15 protein-coding genes are annotated in these 16297 nt (G+C 55.5%); 7 read left to right on the forward strand and 8 right to left on the reverse strand.

What is annotated here, in order from left to right:
* Nucleotides 1–167: 167 nt before the first annotated feature.
* Complete coding sequence (locus HMPREF3173_RS18965; protein ID WP_010951440.1) at nucleotides 168–494, reverse strand: DUF2790 domain-containing protein; 327 nt, start codon at nucleotides 492–494, stop codon at nucleotides 168–170.
* A 689-nt stretch (nucleotides 495–1183) separates the two neighbouring features.
* On the opposite strand from HMPREF3173_RS18965, the gene HMPREF3173_RS18970 reads away from it, so the two are divergent.
* Complete coding sequence (locus HMPREF3173_RS18970) at nucleotides 1184–1858, forward strand: heavy metal response regulator transcription factor (RefSeq protein ID WP_003253457.1); 675 nt, start codon at nucleotides 1184–1186, stop codon at nucleotides 1856–1858.
* A complete protein-coding gene (locus tag HMPREF3173_RS18975; RefSeq protein ID WP_010951441.1) occupies nucleotides 1855–3273 on the forward strand; it encodes a heavy metal sensor histidine kinase in 1419 nt (472 codons plus the stop codon). Before HMPREF3173_RS18970 ends, HMPREF3173_RS18975 begins: the two co-directional genes overlap by 4 nt.
* Nucleotides 3274–3330: 57 nt before the next feature.
* Here HMPREF3173_RS18975 and HMPREF3173_RS18980 read toward each other — a convergent pair whose 3' ends face one another.
* On the reverse strand, nucleotides 3331–3918 hold the full coding sequence (locus tag HMPREF3173_RS18980) for a hypothetical protein (RefSeq protein ID WP_070575603.1): 588 nt from the start codon (nucleotides 3916–3918) through the stop codon (nucleotides 3331–3333).
* 266 nt (nucleotides 3919–4184) lie between these two features.
* On the opposite strand from HMPREF3173_RS18980, the gene HMPREF3173_RS18985 reads away from it, so the two are divergent.
* Nucleotides 4185–4406: a hypothetical protein gene (locus tag HMPREF3173_RS18985; protein WP_010951443.1), complete on the forward strand. Its 222-nt coding sequence runs from the start codon at nucleotides 4185–4187 to the stop codon at nucleotides 4404–4406.
* Nucleotides 4407–4488: 82 nt separating this feature from the next.
* Here HMPREF3173_RS18985 and HMPREF3173_RS18990 read toward each other — a convergent pair whose 3' ends face one another.
* Genes HMPREF3173_RS18990 through HMPREF3173_RS24130 form a run of 3 tightly spaced genes read right to left on the reverse strand, consistent with a single transcriptional unit; the run spans nucleotide 4489 to nucleotide 7305 of the window.
* Nucleotides 4489–5943, reverse strand: coding sequence for a phospholipid carrier-dependent glycosyltransferase (locus HMPREF3173_RS18990; RefSeq protein ID WP_010951444.1), 1455 nt, complete (start codon nucleotides 5941–5943; stop codon nucleotides 4489–4491).
* Nucleotides 5937–6920 carry a glycosyltransferase family 2 protein gene (locus HMPREF3173_RS18995; RefSeq protein WP_010951445.1) on the reverse strand — a complete coding sequence of 328 codons (984 nt, stop codon included), beginning with the start codon at nucleotides 6918–6920 and terminating at the stop codon, nucleotides 5937–5939. The genes HMPREF3173_RS18990 and HMPREF3173_RS18995 overlap by 7 nt, the downstream gene beginning before the upstream one ends.
* The gene (locus HMPREF3173_RS24130) at nucleotides 6886–7305 is read right to left on the reverse strand and encodes a GtrA family protein (protein ID WP_010951446.1); all 420 of its coding nucleotides are present in this window, start codon (nucleotides 7303–7305) and stop codon (nucleotides 6886–6888) included. The genes HMPREF3173_RS18995 and HMPREF3173_RS24130 overlap by 35 nt, the downstream gene beginning before the upstream one ends.
* A 257-nt stretch (nucleotides 7306–7562) precedes the next feature.
* On the opposite strand from HMPREF3173_RS24130, the gene HMPREF3173_RS19000 reads away from it, so the two are divergent.
* From HMPREF3173_RS19000 to HMPREF3173_RS19015, 4 genes are all read left to right on the forward strand, one after another.
* Nucleotides 7563–8531, forward strand: a complete 969-nt coding sequence (locus HMPREF3173_RS19000; protein ID WP_011953108.1) for a LysR family transcriptional regulator — start codon at nucleotides 7563–7565, stop codon at nucleotides 8529–8531.
* A gap of 210 nt (nucleotides 8532–8741) precedes the next feature.
* On the forward strand, nucleotides 8742–10049 hold the full coding sequence (locus tag HMPREF3173_RS19005) for an OprO/OprP family phosphate-selective porin (protein ID WP_009395904.1): 1308 nt from the start codon (nucleotides 8742–8744) through the stop codon (nucleotides 10047–10049).
* A gap of 298 nt (nucleotides 10050–10347) precedes the next feature.
* Complete coding sequence (locus tag HMPREF3173_RS19010; protein ID WP_011953109.1) at nucleotides 10348–11373, forward strand: hypothetical protein; 1026 nt, start codon at nucleotides 10348–10350, stop codon at nucleotides 11371–11373.
* A 127-nt stretch (nucleotides 11374–11500) separates the two neighbouring features.
* Entirely contained in the window at nucleotides 11501–11725 is a 225-nt protein-coding gene (locus HMPREF3173_RS19015; protein ID WP_010951451.1) for a hypothetical protein, read from the forward strand.
* Between the two features lie 92 nt (nucleotides 11726–11817).
* Here the strand turns inward: HMPREF3173_RS19015 and HMPREF3173_RS19020 are convergent, their stop codons facing one another.
* The 3 genes from HMPREF3173_RS19020 to HMPREF3173_RS25145 form a co-directional block, all read right to left on the reverse strand.
* Nucleotides 11818–13815: a heavy metal translocating P-type ATPase gene (locus HMPREF3173_RS19020; protein ID WP_010951452.1), complete on the reverse strand. Its 1998-nt coding sequence runs from the start codon at nucleotides 13813–13815 to the stop codon at nucleotides 11818–11820.
* Nucleotides 13816–14017: 202 nt separating this feature from the next.
* The gene (locus HMPREF3173_RS19025; protein ID WP_003253432.1) at nucleotides 14018–14341 is read right to left on the reverse strand and encodes a DUF2790 domain-containing protein; all 324 of its coding nucleotides are present in this window, start codon (nucleotides 14339–14341) and stop codon (nucleotides 14018–14020) included.
* A gap of 162 nt (nucleotides 14342–14503) precedes the next feature.
* A partial coding sequence (locus tag HMPREF3173_RS25145; protein ID WP_256544534.1) for an efflux RND transporter permease subunit occupies nucleotides 14504–16297 on the reverse strand: 1794 nt, incomplete at its 5' end.

The following is a 16297-nucleotide window of genomic DNA, read 5'->3' on the forward strand; positions in this document are numbered from 1 at the left end:
GGAAATACAGGGTTACTTCAGACCTTCCCTAAGCTCGGCTTTTGGCCGACACTGATCAGCAGCATCCTCATCACAATGGCCAGCTTCGGAGGCTTCGCCATACTGCTGCGCCGGTTCGGCATTGAGCTTCTATGATCCGGTGGCCGCAGGGATCATCTTGATGAGTCTTAACGGCTATTAACACACTCGCCCTTCACCAGGTAGCGAACCATGTGCAGTTCGCCTTTCGAGTCTTCGTAGGTCATCATGCTTCTTACATTACCGCAGTACCGCACATTGGGTGATACATACACCAACTTACCAACGTCCAGGTCCATGCCATAGGCGTAGTCTTCTAGTTGAGGCATGGGCTTTTTTACGCGTTGAGCATAATCCGCTGTAGCCTCTCTAGCAGTACGCTCGATGTGTTTATTGATCTCCATACCGCTTTGGGCATTGGCTGTTAGTGATGTAAAGAGCATAAACACGGCGATCGCTGATACAGTAGTGTTCATAAGAAGTCCCTTAATAAAAAAGCGCCCGTAGGGGGGCGCTAAAATTCACCTACCAAAGGAGCGTATGGTTTACAGGTGAATGCACTGGCGCGAACAACTGCTCGGTGCTCTTGCCAAGCTGCTTTGAAATGAGACAATTTCCAAAGCAGCGATGCCTCTTCCGCTGCCCTTAAACTAGCAAAGGAGGCTAACACCAAGATGATCGTGCAATTACAATTTGGACATGTAATAGATTGTAAGATAATTATTCGAGAGAATATCGAGCCGCCACGTGAACTAATTTGCAGAAAGGCGCTGCGGTTTGCGGCCGTGCATGGGGTCTGCCTGCGTGGCGCCCTCGATCCAAGGCCAGTACCAGTCCTTGCAAGCTAACGACCGAAATGCTGCCTGTCCTGGCCGATTCCACCTGCCAGGCGAATCTGTCATACACCGCCGCAGGCCCCAGAATCCGCTATGCTTAGGGGTGGAGCCTGCATGACTGTCAGAAATCTTGCGGCTACATTACAAATTTGTAGGATTTCGCCGCGGCCAGCTTCTTCGCGTTAAGATTCAAGCGTCCTCAGGTGACCCGGCGTATGGACAGAGGTAGCGACTACCACATGCCATACCCTCAGCCAAACTTTCGAACAGCCTGCAACCATAATCTTGGCGGATTAGGCCAACTCCTTCCTCACACCTTGAGATAAGTTATGCGCGTTCTAGTTGTGGAAGACGAAATTAAAACTGCCGAATATCTTCAGCAGGGCCTATCCGAAAGCGGGTATGTCGTAGATATCGTGCACAACGGTGTAGATGCTCTGCACTTGTTCAACACTAATGTCTATTCGTTGGTCCTCCTGGACGTGAACCTCCCGGGTATCGACGGCTGGGACCTGCTGGAAACCATCCGTAAGACCAGCCGGGTCCGCATCATCATGCTGACCGCCCGCGGACGCATCAATGACAAGCTCAAGGGCTTGGACGGCGGCGCGGATGACTACCTTGTGAAGCCATTCGAATTCCCTGAGCTGCTTGCTCGCATCCGTTCGCTGCAACGCCGTGGTGATGAGTTAGTCGAGAAGAGCTCGCTGAAAATTGCCGATCTGGAACTCGACTCCGTCCGCCATCGCGTCTTCCGCGGTGGCACACGCATCGATCTCACCACCAAGGAATTTGCGCTTCTGCACCTGCTCATGAGCCGAACGGGCGAAGCGCTGACTCGCTCTCAGATCATCTCGTTGGTCTGGGATATGAATTTCGATTGCGACACCAATGTCATCGATGTAGCCATCCGGCGCTTGCGCTCGAAGATCGATGACCCGTTTGAAACCAAGCTCATTCACACGCTTCGTGGCGTTGGGTACGTTTTTGAGGAACGCGCATGAGGCCATTCAGCCTGGCTGCAAAGCTGGGGTTAAAAGTTGGGTTGATGAGCGCAGCGTTGCTGCTTCTGTTCGCCACCTTTGGCTATCTGATGGTAGGCAAGGCTCTGGAAAGAAATGCCAGAGCAGACCTGGAAGTAAAGATGGCGGGGATGGCTCACAACCTGTCCACCATCCCGGACATCTCCGGCGTCAACGCGGATGCGCATCAGCTTGTCGATTTGGTCATGGGCCACAACAACCTGTATGTGAGCATATTCGATACCTCACAGAATCAGACTCCCCTGCTCTCGATTGGCTCGAAACAGGTCAATCTGGAGGTGCACAAGTTTCAGCCGGCGGCCCAGCCCAAAGAGCACGAATGGCGTGATACGCAGGACCGTCCTCTGCTGAGTGCTTCTCGAATCATGCGTTTGGGCGATGGAACAGAGGTCAGCGTCTATATGACCATGGACCAGTCATCCAGTGAGGCGCTGCTCGATGCGTTGCTGACCTGGGCCTTGATGATGTCCCCCGTCATCCTCGCACTGATCTTGGCCATTGGCTGGTGGACTGTGCGCAGAGGCCTGCTACCACTGACCAAGTTCCTCAAGATCGCCTCGAAAATCTCAACCGAGAGCCTCGACCATCGCCTTCCAACTGATGGGATGCCGGCAGAACTCAAAATGCTCGCCGACGGCATCAACATCATGCTGGCTCGCCTGGATGATGGGGTTCAGCAGCTCTCGCAGTTTTCTGACGACCTTGCTCACGAACTTCGAGCACCGCTTTCCAACCTGATGGGCAAGGCCCAGGTTGCCTTGACCAGAGAACGATCGCTTTCCGAGTACCGGGAGGTTCTGGAGTCGTGCACAGAAGAGCTGGACCGCATGAGCCGCATGGTTTCCGACATGCTGTTCTTGGCCCAGGTCAGTCATCCAGCATCAATGGTGGAGTTCGAATCCGTCTCCTTGGTCGACGAGGTTCAGCGAGTGTGCGATCTCTTCAGCATTTCAGCAGAAGAAGGCGAGATTCAGCTGCAGATCTCCGGCAGTGATGACGTGGTGCGCGGGAATCGCCTGATGGTTCAACGTGCCGTCTCGAATCTGGTCTCGAACGCGATCCGTTACTGCCCTCGCGGCCGCACGGTCTACGTTAAGGTGCAGCATAGTGCGAGCGGTACGACGTTGAGTGTCGGCAACCCCGGCCGTGGTATTGCCAAGGAACACCACGCGCACTTGTTTGAGCGGTTCTACCGTGTGGACAAGAGCCGAGCACGGAGCGAAGGCGGTACCGGTCTTGGCTTGGCCATTGTGCAGTCGATCATGAGTCTGCACCAGGGATCGGCGAGCGTGGAGGTGACCGAAGAAAACTTCACCTGGTTCCACCTTCACTTTCCGGAAGCCCAGCAAATGCAGCCGGCAATGACCGCCGCTTAAATTGCGCAGACACGATTAGGCCCGTCAATCGACGGGCCTTTTGTTTGCCTCAATGCATCAGTGCCGAAGGACCACAGGGTCCATGGGCGACCGCAGAATCACCGACTTAATAATCTTCTGTTCGTCAGGATTGGCGTTTTTCCACAGGTGTGAGAAGTACTGAGCATTCACTTTCTCTTGAGCACTTACGCTGCTGGCGGCATCGATCAGGCGCATGGTCGAGTAGACACAGATCAGCGCCAGAATGAAGAACGCCGTGGCGACCACCATCACATAACGCTTGGCCAGCACCGGTGCCCGCTTGAGCTCCTGGATAGAGGCGTCCGCCGCCTTTGTCGCTGCTGTAAGCTCCGAGATCAGTGGCTGGATGGCGGTGTCGACTCCGCGGCATGCAGCTGAATACGCTGATGCAGCGGCGCGCAAGGCAACCTCCTCCGCGTTCGACCAAGCCTTCTCCGCCTTTCGCACCTCCTCCTGAATCTGCCGGCCGACAGCGTCCACCTGCTCCACCAGTTCGTTCGACCTCTCCAAAACAGCGCTGGAGGTGCGCGTCTGCGAGGTCAGCTCATCGAGCTGGACAGTGAGTTTTTCAGTGCAGCGGCGAAAGTCACCGATAGCAACTGCCCAGGGCTCTATGTCATTCATGGCTATCTCCTAGGGCGGCCAACAACGCCGCGCTGAATTAACGCGCTAGATATCAAAATTGTAATTTAAGAGAAAATTCGAAGTCGCCCTCGACAGTGCCGAGATAGACATGATCCTTCCAGATTTGAAGATTTAACGCATCCTATCTGCAGCCAAAATTACGGAATTGTAATTATTGACTCACCTTGTCGTTAGCTTCGCGTTCCTAAACTACAAACCAACAAAGGCCGCTAATCAGGTTGGCCTAGTATGAGCCGAGGTTCACAATGAAATTTGTCAAATCTATCGCTATTGGCAGCCTGCTGCTGGGTCTCATGGGTACCGCTTACGCTGAAGGCGGCTTCGAGCGAACGAAACAGTTCAACGAGAACTTCCGAACCGAACAGGCTCGCCTATGGAGCGATGACTCTTCGGACCAGAACAAACAACAAGTCGCTCAAGAGCAAAAGAAAGAAAGCAAGGATGGTAAGGAACAAGCCGACAATTAATCGGCGGTTAAATAGGACTTCAAATGACGAAAGAAATCGACAAAAAAGCCAGGGTAAAACCTGGCTTTTTTGTGCTTGGAATTTAGCCTTCGTTCTTGCGAGGCGTTTCCGCATTGCTTTCTCCGGCCAGACCCTCGGCACCTTGTGCGGGGCGTTTCCAATGGCACAGCAGGAGCTGGCTGGCGTTCGCTTCGGTGATCGATGTGCAAGCTAGATCAGCGGGCAGACCATCCTTGCTGTCTCGCAAGCGCCTGGACAGATAGAACGAGCCATCCCGCGGCCACTTGGCAGGATCCTTGATGTTCTCGGACTTCCCGCTGCTGTAAAACTCCGACGAGTATGAGCGGCGGCCAGGATAGATCAGGGGAGCGGAATGAGCAGACTGCACATTGAGCCAGGCTTGAACCACATCCCGCTGATTCTGAGGGCGCTCCTCTAGTACCCCGGCGTAGATGATGCCCGCACCGATGATTGGCAACACCAATGCGCTCGCAGCGGCAGCCCAGGTGGTCTTCGGGCCAACTTCGCTGACCCGTGCAGACAGCAGCAATGCCCACGCTGGCAGCGCGGGTAGCAGGTAGGTCCACAGAATGTTGCCTGCAAATGTGAAGAAGACCGGTGTCGCCAAGGCCCACAGCCAGAGGTAGGCTTTGAAGCGCTGCATCGATCCACGCTTGCGGATCAACAGTGGTAGAAACAAGGCCCATGGCAGTAGCGACAATCCGAGCTGGATCCAGATGCTGCCGTACGGCTTGGCATGAGCACTACCATAGAGGTCCCCTGCCCAGTTACTGACGACGTAGCGGCTCCAGTGCTCACCAACGAAGAAGTACTCCATGAAGCCGGGCGTTTTCATCTCGGCCGCGACATACCATGGCACGGATATACCGAACATAAGTACAAGGCCGCTAATCCAGGGAAGCCTCAGTACCCGTCCCCATTCCTTGTAGATAACGAACCAGGCGAATGCCGGCGCCCCCATAAGCACCAGGGTCAGCGGCCCTTTGGCAAGCAAGCCCAGCCCGAGACCTGCGAACATCAGGTAGGCATCCGCCTTGCTGGCGCACTTCATCCAACGCCAGAAACCGTAGCTGGCCAGCAGAATCGAGAACGACAAAACAGGGTCAGTCAGCACAACACCGCTGGAGACCAGGCCAAGTGTGGTGCTGGAAAAAATAATGGCAGCCCAGATGCCGGCGTTACGAGAAATCTGCTGCGTGCCGAGTTTGATGATGATGAAACAGCTTGCCAGGTGGAGTAGCCACGCTGGGAAGCGCGCAGCGAACTCGTTAACGCCGAAGACCGTCATGCTCGCGGCCTGGGTCCAGAAGGACAACGGAGGCTTGCCCCAGAACGGTACCCCGTAGTCGAACATGGGCGTGATCCAGTCATTCAACTCGACCATCTTGCGAGCCATTTCAGCGTAACGGGCCTCAGATGTGTCCATCAGCGGGTAGATGCCCAGCCCCACCAAACGCAATAGCAAAATCGAACCCAGGACCCACCACAGCGTCCTCTCGTTCTTCAGGTTCAGCATTTCTTACCCTCGATCGAAGCCATCGAAGGGTGGAGTGACACGGGATCTGCCTTGTTGCTGTGCTTCAGGAAATAGAGAGGCCGGCGCTTCACTTCCGCGAGTGTCACGCCCAGGTACTCCCCCACCATGGCGACACCGACGCACATGAATGAAGCCATTCCGACGATCAGGTGATGGATGTCGAAACTGCCTGCCACAAGCGACGCAAGCATGTAGCAGATGCTGGAGACGAAAAGACCGAAACTGATGAGGCTGAAAATGCGCAGTGGTTTGCGAGAGAAGCTGACGATGCTCTCGATGGCCAGATTGAACAGGCCAGCTGCATTCCATTTGGTGCTCCCGGCATGGCGAACAGTGCGATTGTAGGGCAGTTCGATGGTACGAAAGCCTACCCAGCCGATCATGCCTTTGAGAATCCTGGAGCGTTCATCCAGGGCCCGCAGGGCTGCCAGCGGCGCAGGCCCAATCAATCGGAAATCGCTGACATCGGCCGGCATGTCCACCTTCTCCACCAGGCGCTGCATGACCCAGTAGTAAGCCCGGGCACTCATGCGCTTGAACCACGAATCACCGATTCTCAGGTTGCGCTGCATGTTCACCACGTCGTAGCCGCGTTGCCAGTAGTCCACCATGGCCGCGATGAGCTCTGGTGGATCCTGCAGGTCGACATCAATGAAGATCAGCGCACTGCCACGGGCATGGTCTATCCCGGCGCTCAGTGCAGCCTCTTTGCCGAAGTTGCGACTCAGGGACAGGCAACGTACAGATGACCCATCCTGATAGTGGCGAAGAATGTCGGCCGTCCGGTCATTACTGCCGTCGTCGACATAGAGGATTTCGCAGGAGACGGGTAAGCGCTTCACCACGCGGGTGATTCGCTGGTGGAACTCGGGGATGGTTTCCTCTTCCTGGAAGCAAGGGACCACGATGGTTAACAAGGGATCAGGGCGCTCGGGAAAGCGATGTAATGTCTGCATGATTGAATGTCCAAAAGCGATGTGCAATGAATCCAAGTGCAGTGAGGCTTAAGGTCACTACGACTTGGGAGATGAGCGGTGACAGATTCGACTTGATGAGGAACCACATACCCACGCCATTGCCGAAGTTTGTGGTTAACGCGACCAGTGCAAACCTGACAGGCTGAAACTTACGAGAGCCATCTGCCACAAAACAGAGCGCCCTATTTCCAATGAAGCTCGCGATTGCGCCAACCATGCCGCCACAGATACTGGCCAGTAACGGAGTAACGAATTCTGTCGTAACCAGCAATAGGAACACCGCATAATGGACTCCCGTTGCTATGAAGCCGATCCCCAGATAACGAATCAGTAAGGTAGTAAGAGGTGGGGTTTGATTTTCCATGCCCAAAGCCTATGGAGGCAAAGGTGAAAAAATAGTGAACTAAATGTAAATGCGTAATTAGCCGAATCTATATATGGTAAGTAACAAGTCGGCGCACTAGGCTAGCACGCTACAATATCAGAGGGATTGCCTGAAAATTACGCTTTCGAAATAAAAGCCTTCCGATAACGCATGCATGACCCGTGGATTACAATGTTGACAAGATAAGGAAACACCGGGTGGCATTGAGATAGATTCCCCGAATTAAGGGGGACCTAATGGTTACACAAAATGAAACATATACAAGCAGCGTTGTTCCTTACAGCCCTGACATATTGGATGATTTGCCAATTGATGATCAGCTGGCCGTAGAGTTTTTCGCAACAGCACGTTGTGCCAGTTTCAAACAGGCTGCCCGAGGGCTCAATGTGCCAGTGGTAGGCCTGCGGAAACGCTTGGAGAAACTGGAAGAGCACATTGGTGCTCCCGTGTTTGTCTACAAACACAACAAGCTTGCCCTGACCCGCACAGGCGAGAGGGTCAGCCATTACCTGTGCCAGCTCTTCGGCCCAGACGGCCTTGGCAAGTCCGGTGAAAAGGAAGTCCCCAGGCTTACCATCGCGATCACAGAGCCAGTGCTGAACGACATCGTAAACCGCGATCTAGTCGCCTACGTGCGTGATCATGCCGAAATGCAGCTGGAAATCCATTCAGAATGCACAACGCAGATGCTTTCTGAGTGTGAAGTCGATGTGGGTATCGCTTTGGTGAGCCCAGATGATAAAGGCGCGCTTGATCGCCATCCTACGTATAGGTTTGAAAGGCTTGGCCGGATTGGGCACGCCCTGTTCATTTCCAGCCGCTATTCAAGAAGCGTCACCCTTCCAGTGGAGAGCTTGGATTTGCACAACTTCATGCTCGTTGTCCCTTGGGATGAAGAGATCTTGGCGGGCTCACGAAAGTGGGCATCGATAATGGCTGAGCATCAGGGCGGTACCACTCGGGTCAAGAGCTACAACCTATCACGAGGCCTTGTCGTTGGCGGTGCGTGTATTGGAGTGCTGCCCGACTACAGCCGAAAACTGGAGAGAAATATCCTACCCGTGCCGGGTTTCCTGGACGACCTGGAGGAGAAAGATGTCTATCTTGTTATCAAAACGAAGCTTGTCCGCAATCCGCAGGTTTTGGAAATTCGAAGATTGATCAAGAAGAGCTTCTTTGATAAGAAGGACTGGCTTGTTCGGTAACAGTTTTGTTAGGTTTCAAACTCCTCCGTTAACACTACAGAAACACAACTGTCATATTCGCTTGCAACCTAGTCAGAGTGCTTAGAACAAAGGCATCTTGTTACAGCGGGTGACAACCGTGGCCTGCTCCCATCTGCAAGATAAATTTAGGCCGGCGCAGGGCGAAATATAACGTCGGTAGCTAAGCACTTAACATACGAGAGGCAAGCAATGATCCGTTCTTCGAACATGCGGGAAAAGCTGTTGGCTGCCGCAATAATAGGCACATTTTCCTCGCAAGCATTCTCCGGAACAGTAACCACTGACGGAGCTGACATCGTTCTGAAGACCAAGGGCGGTCTTGAAGTATCGACTTCTGACAAGGAATTCAGTTTCAAACTGGGCGGCCGAGTTCAGGCCGACTACGGCCGTTTCGATGGTGTCTTCACCAAGAATGGCGATACCGCTGACGCAGGCTACTTCCGTCGCGCCTACCTTGAGCTCGGTGGCGTGCTGTACCGCGACTGGAAGTATCAGCTCAACTACGACCTTTCCCGCAACACGGGCAACGACTCCGACGGCTACTTCGACGAAGCCAGCCTGACCTACACGGGTTTCAAGCCGGTGCAACTGCGCTTTGGCCGTTTCTACACCGACTTCGGTCTTGAGAAAGCCACCAGTTCGAAGTGGACCACCGCCATGGAGCGGAACCTCTCGTACGACCTGGCGGACTGGATCAACGACAACGCCGGCATGGGTGTTCAAGCCACCAGCACCATCGCTGACATGGCTTATGTTTCCGGTAGCGTTTTCAGCGAAACCAATAACAACTCGGATGGCGACAGCACCAAGCGCTACAACGTACGTGGCGTGTTCGCACCGCTGCACAGTGATGGCAACGTCCTGCACGTCGGTGCTCAGTACGCTTACCGCGACCTCAAAAACAGTGCGGTCGATACCCGGATTCGTTCGCGTCTGGGCGTCCGCGGTGTAGATACCAATGGCGGCGGCGATGCCGGCACCAACGGCAACCGCATGCTGTTTGGCGGTGCTGCTGCACAAGATGGCCTGTGGAAGGACGACTCGGTCTGGGGTCTCGAAGGTGCCTGGGCCACCGGCCCGTTCTCGGTTCAAGCGGAATACCTTCGCCGCAAGCTGAAAGCTGACCAGGCCAACAACGACATGAAGGCCTCCGGTTACTACGCCCAGATGGCTTACACCCTGACCGGCGAGCCGCGTATCTACAAGCTCGATGGTGCCAAGTTCGACACTATCAAACCAGAGAACAAGGAACTGGGGGCCTGGGAAGTCTTCTACCGCTTTGACGATATCAAGGTCGAAGACGGCAACCTGGTCACCGCGGCGGACCAATCGAACGAGCGCAAGGCCAAGAGCCACACGGTGGGTGTGAACTGGTACGTCAACGAGGCGGTGAAAGTCAGTGCCAACTACATCAACGTGCGCACCGACAACAACGAGAACACCGTGGGCGACGACAGCGGCAATGCCATCGTGACCCGCCTGCAATACGTCTTCTGATCCCTCTCATCAGTCTGACGTGAGAAAGCCGGAAGCGCTCAACGTGCTTCCGGCTTTCCTGTTTCTGGAGGTGATCAAGCATGGAGCGCCCTCCTCCTACCTGCTTTCGCTTACCGATGACCGCTCTTGCCAAAGCTCGGCGAATCTGATGTGATTGCCGCGTCGGGCTTTGCATGGTGGCCGTGCAAGCAAATCAAACCTGACTCCTATTCATGATTGAACCTGATTCGACGTCCAGCTTCGCGTCTAACGGCCCTACAAGCGCAGCTACCCCAACGTCGCTCATTAGGGGATAGTCATGTCTGCAAAAAAGCTGCTTCAACCTCTCGCTGCTCAGCTGCACGCCTCGTTCTCGGCTTCTGGCCGCCCGTACTCTCATCTGCACCTCCACCAGCTGTTCCACGCGGCCATCGGCTCCGTTGCACCGCAAGTTGCCATCCAAGACAAGCTGCCAATTCAGGTCTGTCGTGACAACGAGACACGGCAGTACAACCTCTACGCGGCGGTCGAGCGGGCGAAAACGTGCTTAGGATTGACCGATCTTCAAGCAGTCGGTGTGGCTGAAGAAGTCATTGAGGTGCTACGAACTGCGGGAATCGGCGTGAACCAGGTTCGCCTGCTCCTTGACCCCTCCTTCAGCTCGAAGACTCGCAAAAAGGCCTTCAAGGCTCTCTGCAAGAACCTGGATCTGAACGAGCTAGGCGATCGCTTCGTCCCCAAGACTGCCACGTTGGCCATCGCTGCTGGTATTGCGCCGCCTCCCAAAATGTCGTGGAAGGATCGCTTCGCCCTGGCTGCAAATTCCCCCATGCGGGGGCCAAGCGAGCTCATCAGCATGGTCAACCGGGATGAGTGTTATCTGTGGGTATTCCCACCGACTGACCATCATGCGACGGCTCCAGCGACGCATGACCGTTTCTTTGGTGAAAAGACCCACCCGAGCGCAGAAATGGGCATGGGGTTCAGCATCATCGATTCCGGCTGGACCCGCCCCAAGTACCCGCTATCCAGGCAGTCACAAGAGACCTTCATCCAGTATTCGCTTTCTGCGCCGATGTGGTCCTGGCGCGCACAAAGTGACACCTGGCGCCTGGGAAACATCCTGCGTTCAAGAATCCTTGACGGGGCTCCTTGGCATAACGAGCCTCTGAGTGACGTGCTTCCGAGCGGCCTTAAATCCCTGCCCCGGATCTATGGGTGCGAAACCTGCCGAACGCTGTTCATTGAGAATCACAGCGACTACCCGGATGTACCCACTCAGTGCCAATGCGGTGAGGCGAGCAGCACGGGTGACCAAAACGAGTCATCTGCTCTCAATAGCTGATTTTCCTTACGGTGGCGGGCTGAGCCCCCCGTTAGGGATTGGCTATGGGAGCGGGATTCGCTCACCCCAAACCTGAAGGCGCCGCCACCTAACCGAGCGATATGAGCTGAATGCTCGCGGAGTAGATATGCAAAAGAGTAAAAACAAACAGGACACCCTGGCGGCGATCAATGCGCTTGTCGAGATTGCGTATGATCAGGGATTTGCGGACGGACACGGAGTCGGCAATCAAGTCGGTTTCGTAGCCGGTGTCATGAGCCTCAAAGCTGCATTGGCCTGCGGCTTACGGCATGGCTCACCTGAGTGCGGAAAGGCCCTTGAAAGCCTCAAGCGCATCGGGATCGACGAGTGAGAGAAAAGTACGGGTCGTGCGCTGATCGCGCACGACCCGTACTTCTACTTCAGGTCATTTCCCTGCTTAGCTTCATGATTGAAGCTCAGGGATCAGGTGCTTCTGCGGTAGGCCAACAGGCGCAAGGCGTTGAAGACGACCAACAGTGTGGAGCCCTCATGGATCGCAACAGCGGCACCAATGCTCAAGCCCATGATGGTGGACGGAACCAGGATGGCCACAATCCCCAAGCTGACGAACAGATTCTGGTGGATGATCGATCGCGTGTGACGGCTCAGCCCCACCGCAAATGGGAGTTGCCTGATGTCGTCAGCCATAAGCGCGATATCAGCCGTTTCCAGGGCAACATCAGATCCAGCAGCCCCCATTGCGATACCAACGCTCGAACTGGCCATGGCAGGGGCATCATTGACGCCGTCACCCACCATGGCCACCTTGGCGCTAAGGCGCAGGTTTTTGATGGCCTTGACCTTGTCTTCCGGCATCAGGTCTCCCCACGCTTCATCTAAGCCAACTTGTTTGGCTACAGCCTCTGCAACGCGGTTGTGGTCTCCAGAAATCATGACCATGCGTTCGATGCCCATCTCTCTAAGCTTCTGGAGTGCCTCTTTGGCCCCCTCCCGGGGTGTGTCCAATAGCCCGATAGCGCCCAGATCCTTGTCAGCACGCCGTACCACCATGGTGGTACGGCCTGACTGACGTAGACGCTCCGCAGCCTCCAGGGCTGCCTTGCTGAGTGCGGGAATACCATTGGTACCGAACATCTCGACCTTGCCAATCCAGACGAACTGCCCATCAAGCTCAGCACGCACGCCGCGGCCAATCATGTTGCTCATGTTCTTGGCTTGGAATCGGCGCCGTGTGCCAATCATCTCTTCACCGTCACGCACAATTGCCGCAGCCAGCGGATGGTCGCTCATCGACTCCACAGCGATGGCGACGTTTAGCAGATCCTCGATCTGCGTGCCGCCTATGGGTATTACATCGGTGATACGTGGGCGCCCTTCGGTCAGGGTACCGGTCTTGTCGAATGCCATGGCATTCAATGATCCAAGCTCTTCAAGTGGCGCACCGCCCTTGATCAGCACGCCACCTCGGGCTGCCCTGGCGATGCCAGAGAGAATGGCGCTTGGTGTAGCGATCGCGAGCGCGCAGGGGCTGGCTGCAACCAGTACGGCCATCGCCCGGTAGAACGAGTCACGGAACGGCTCGTCAAGGAAAATGCCGGCAAATAGCAGCCCGACTACCAGCAGTAAAACCAACGGGACGAATATGCGTTGGAAGCGGTCCGTGAATCGCTGGGTCGGTGACTTCCTGACTTCGGCTTCACTGACCATCTTGATGACCCGCGCCAAGGTACTCTCCGTAGAGCGCCGTGTTACCTCAACCTCGATGAGCGTTTCGCCATTGATGGTACCGGCGAAGACTTTCGAGGCTGCATCCACTGCATCTGGCTTGCTGCGTGCGAGTTCGGCATCAGGAACAGGTTGCTTGTCCACGGGGACGCTCTCACCGGTTACTGGCGCCTGGTTGATACTTGAGGAGCCTACGACTACAAAACCATCGGCCGGCAGGCGGTCATTGGGGCGCACGATGACAACGTCACCGGGAACCAGCAGCTCCACGGGCATCTCCACCGTGCCATTTGCTCTGCGTACGATCGCGGTGGCTGGTGCGAGCTTGGACAGTGCCTCAATCGCTTTCTTGGCCCGCCCCATCGCGTAGCTTTCAAGGGAATGCCCCAGACTGAACAGGAACAGCAGCAGAGCCCCCTCCGCCCAGGCGCCGATGCTCGCGGCACCGACTGCGGCGAGAAGCATCAGCGAGTCGATCTCGAAGCGTTTCTGACGGATGTTGGTAACCGCTTCCTTAGTGGTGAACCATCCACCGAACACGTAGGCCGACACGTACAGAATCAGAGGCAGACGATCAATCAGGCCAAGTTTTCCTGCGAGAGCTCCGGCACCCAGGAGAGCACCACAGATCAGCGCGAAAATCAGCTCTGTGTTCATTCCAAAAATGCCGCCATGCTCATGGCTATGACCTTCATGCCCGGCTTGGTCATCAGGGCGTTCAAGCAAACTCTTCATAACTCGTCCCTTCTGGGGTCAAGGCTTCCAATTGCCCTCTGCAGTTGGGGAGCCGTCTCTGTTGGTTGGCTAAGATCTATTGCACGGTTTGCCCGAGCCCAGGCGTTAACATTTCGAAGCTATGGGGTATCGGGCGTAATAAAAAATGCCAGGCACTGCCTGGCATTTATGAATTCTCTAATTGTTCTGTTCAAATCGTTTACTACTTGTTGTTGATGCATTGCGAATACATCGAGTAACGAACAGTCTTGAGCGTGCCCTGGGAGTCCTCGAAGGTCATCAACCGTGGATAGACCTGGCAGGTACGGGGGTCCTGCGACTGACGTACGAATTTCGCAACGTCTATCTTCATGCCATATTTGTAATCCTGAATCTCTGGCATTGGCTTGCCATTTTTCTCCGCGTACTTGGCCACTGCGGTCTGGTGTTCCTTGGTGTATTGAAGCTGCTTGCTCTCGGAGAAAGTGTTGGCCTGCGAAGCCACCGAGAAAACAACAAGTGCAGCAGCGATAATTAGCTTTTTCATAAAACCCTCTCAATTTCAAAACTTCTCGGGCGTAACCTTAGCAATGCATAGGCATCACCGGCATGACGAGAAACTTACAATTTTGAAAGGTAAGTGCATCTACTTCACTTTAAACAAAAAAGCCCACAACACGTGTTGTGGGCTTCTCTTTAGCGGAGGCTGTTAGCTAACCACTTCGGCCTCGTCGCCGTCTTCATCCTTGCGGTGTGCCCAGTGATACAGGGCAGGCAGTACCAGCAAGGTCAGTGCGGTGGAGGACAGGATCCCGCCAATCACCACCGTCGCCAATGGCCGCTGAACTTCGGCACCGGTGCCGGTGGCCAAAGCCATCGGGATGAAGCCCAGGGACGCTACCAAGGCTGTCATCAGAACAGGTCGCAGACGGGTCAATGCACCTTCATCGACTGCCTGTCTGAGCGTTCGTCCCTCCTCCCTTAGCCCGCGGATGAAGGCAATCATCACCAGGCCGTTCAGTACTGCAACGCCGGACAGTGCAATGAAGCCGACACCTGCCGAGATCGACAGTGGGATGTCCCGCAGCCACAACGCCACAACACCACCGGTGAGTGCGAATGGAATACCGGTGAAGACCAGCATGCCGTCCTTCAGGTTGTTGAACATCAGGAACAACAAGGTCATGACCAGCAGCAAGGCGACTGGAACAACGATCTGCAGGCGTTTGGCAGCCGACTGCAGCTGCTCGAACTGGCCCCCCCAAGTCGTCCAGTAGCCCGCAGGGATTTGCACCTTCTTGTCCAGCGATGCGGTCGCCTCCTCAACGAAGGACCCCAGATCGCGGCCTCGAACGTTGGCGCTGACGATAACCAGACGTTTGCCGTTCTCGCGGCTGATTTGGTTCGGGCCCAGTTGCAGGTCCAGATTGGCGACCTGGGACAGCGGGATGAAGCCGATCTGATTGGCACCCTGTGCCGCATTGGCAGGTACCGGGATCAGCAAGCTGGACATACCCGCTACGTCGGTGCGAACGGTCTCTGGTAGGCGTACTACCATGTCGAACCGACGGTCGCCCTCATACAGCGTGCCGGCCTGACGGCCACCCACGGCGATAGCGATCGAGTTCTGAACATCCGCGATGTTCAGGCCGTAGCGTGCTGCTTTTTCGCGGTCAATGTTGATGGTCAGCACCGGCAGGCCGGATGTCTGCTCAACTTTCACTTCCGATGAGCCCGGGACCGCTTTGAGCGCTGCCGCGATCTTGTTGGCGGTGTTGTTGAGCACGTCCATGTCATCGCCGAAGACTTTCACAGCGACGTCACTACGCACGCCCGAAATCAGCTCGTTGAAACGCAGTTGGATTGGCTGCGACAACTCGTAGTTGCTTCCTGGAACACCCGCTGCGGCCTTCTGCACTTCAGCAATCAGCTCATCACGAGGCTTCTTCGGGTTAGGCCACTGATCCTGAGGCTTGAGCATGATGTAGGCGTCAGAGGCGTTCGGCGGCATCGGGTCAGATGCAATTTCTGCGGTACCCGAGCGTGCGAACATCCGCTCAACTTCAGGCACCTGCGCAATCACCGCTTTCTCCAGACGCTGCTGCATCTCGACAGATTGAGTGAGGCTCGTTCCAGGCACACGCATGGCCTGCATCGCAAAGTCACCCTCACTGAGGCTTGGGATGAACTCGCTACCCATACGACTTGCCAGCAAACCACTGAGCACGACCAAGGCTACTGCGGCCGAGAAAGCGATGTTCCGATGTCCCAGCACCCATTGCAGAACCGGTTCATAGCGCAGTCGAGCTGTGCGCATGACCACGCCTTCCTCTTCCTTCACCTTGCCAGTGACGAACATGGCAATAGCTGCAGGAACAAAGGTAACGGACAGGACCATTGCACCCAGCAGCGCCATCACAACGGTGAAGGCCATCGGGTGGAACATTTTGCCTTCGACGCCGGTGAGGGCGAAGATCGGCAGGTACACCACCATGATGATCAG

Origin of the sequence: Pseudomonas sp. HMSC08G10 (genome assembly GCF_001808425.1) — a bacterium.
Taxonomy (GTDB): domain Bacteria; phylum Pseudomonadota; class Gammaproteobacteria; order Pseudomonadales; family Pseudomonadaceae; genus Aquipseudomonas; species Aquipseudomonas guariconensis.

What these genes read in the sequence shown, in the direction of transcription:
- HMPREF3173_RS18965 (WP_010951440.1), bottom strand. Translation starts at nt 494, where the DNA reads ATGAACACTACTGTATCAGCGATCGCCGTGTTTATGCTCTTTACATCA.
- HMPREF3173_RS18970 (WP_003253457.1), top strand. Translation starts at nt 1,184, where the DNA reads ATGCGCGTTCTAGTTGTGGAAGACGAAATTAAAACTGCCGAATATCTT.
- HMPREF3173_RS18975 (WP_010951441.1), top strand. Translation starts at nt 1,855, where the DNA reads ATGAGGCCATTCAGCCTGGCTGCAAAGCTGGGGTTAAAAGTTGGGTTG.
- HMPREF3173_RS18980 (WP_070575603.1), bottom strand. Translation starts at nt 3,918, where the DNA reads ATGAATGACATAGAGCCCTGGGCAGTTGCTATCGGTGACTTTCGCCGC.
- HMPREF3173_RS18985 (WP_010951443.1), top strand. Translation starts at nt 4,185, where the DNA reads ATGAAATTTGTCAAATCTATCGCTATTGGCAGCCTGCTGCTGGGTCTC.
- HMPREF3173_RS18990 (WP_010951444.1), bottom strand. Translation starts at nt 5,943, where the DNA reads ATGCTGAACCTGAAGAACGAGAGGACGCTGTGGTGGGTCCTGGGTTCG.
- HMPREF3173_RS18995 (WP_010951445.1), bottom strand. Translation starts at nt 6,920, where the DNA reads ATGCAGACATTACATCGCTTTCCCGAGCGCCCTGATCCCTTGTTAACC.
- HMPREF3173_RS24130 (WP_010951446.1), bottom strand. Translation starts at nt 7,305, where the DNA reads ATGGAAAATCAAACCCCACCTCTTACTACCTTACTGATTCGTTATCTG.
- HMPREF3173_RS19000 (WP_011953108.1), top strand. Translation starts at nt 7,563, where the DNA reads ATGGTTACACAAAATGAAACATATACAAGCAGCGTTGTTCCTTACAGC.
- HMPREF3173_RS19005 (WP_009395904.1), top strand. Translation starts at nt 8,742, where the DNA reads ATGATCCGTTCTTCGAACATGCGGGAAAAGCTGTTGGCTGCCGCAATA.
- HMPREF3173_RS19010 (WP_011953109.1), top strand. Translation starts at nt 10,348, where the DNA reads ATGTCTGCAAAAAAGCTGCTTCAACCTCTCGCTGCTCAGCTGCACGCC.
- HMPREF3173_RS19015 (WP_010951451.1), top strand. Translation starts at nt 11,501, where the DNA reads ATGCAAAAGAGTAAAAACAAACAGGACACCCTGGCGGCGATCAATGCG.
- HMPREF3173_RS19020 (WP_010951452.1), bottom strand. Translation starts at nt 13,815, where the DNA reads ATGAAGAGTTTGCTTGAACGCCCTGATGACCAAGCCGGGCATGAAGGT.
- HMPREF3173_RS19025 (WP_003253432.1), bottom strand. Translation starts at nt 14,341, where the DNA reads ATGAAAAAGCTAATTATCGCTGCTGCACTTGTTGTTTTCTCGGTGGCT.